Source organism: Cupriavidus sp. 01L45, from assembly GCF_056399885.1.
In genome coordinates, this window is sequence record NZ_JBFTSG010000165.1 from 1 (window position 1) to 707 (window position 707).

General features: G+C 61.5%; 1 protein-coding gene. It reads right to left on the reverse strand.

Annotated features, from left to right (window positions below; translation table 11 throughout):
- Positions 1-129: 129 nt before the first annotated feature.
- The gene (locus AC1DT6_RS40550) at positions 130-624 is read right to left on the reverse strand and encodes a DUF3304 domain-containing protein (RefSeq protein WP_441637774.1); all 495 of its coding nucleotides are present in this window, start codon (positions 622-624) and stop codon (positions 130-132) included.
- Between the last annotated feature and the right edge of the window lie 83 nt (positions 625-707).

Sequence of the window (707 nt, forward strand, 5' to 3'; positions counted from 1 at the left end):
CTTGGTCCCCAACACACGGAAAACCTCGCGCCTTGGTCCCCAACACGCGGAAAACCTCGCGCGGCGTCAGGCTGCAGCATTCGGCCGGATCTGGTGGGAGCGTGCGGTCGGGGGCAGCGATATAGCGCTTCATTGTTGGAACTCCTTCGACTTGTTCGGATCGACCGGATAGGGAATGGGATGATTGGGACTATGTGCGTCGTAGCGCGCCGACACGACCACACGGACCACGTCGTTCGGATAGATGTGGGCATAGATGGTGCCGGCCTCGGCATAGGGCTCGACCTCGACCACCTTGCTCCCATAGAGGATCTTGGCCCCGTCACGGGCCTTCCACTTGACGGTCACCTGCAGGCCGGGACGGTAGATTCGCGGCACCCCCACACAACATGTCCCGGCGTTGGCTGAGCCATAGGCGCGCATGTTGTGGCTCGGCACACCGTCAATCGAGACCCAGTCCATGTAATTGCCGGTATGGTTGACCGCGCCTAGCGAGGCATAGACAAACTTGTCGGAGCGATCAGTCGAGATGCCGCTGCCGCCAGCGCAGCCGGCCAGGAACAGGGACAGGAGAACGGCCTTGCCGAGGGCAATGCGCCGCGGTGCGGCGATATAGCGCTTCATTGTTGGAACTCCTTCACTTCGTCAGGGTTAACCGGATAGGGAATGCGATGGTTGGGATTGTGCGGACCATTGCGCGCCGACTG

Coding starts and splice junctions, on each gene's coding strand:
- AC1DT6_RS40550 (WP_441637774.1), bottom strand. CDS start 624: ATGAAGCGCTATATCGCCGCACCGCGGCGCATTGCCCTCGGCAAGGCC.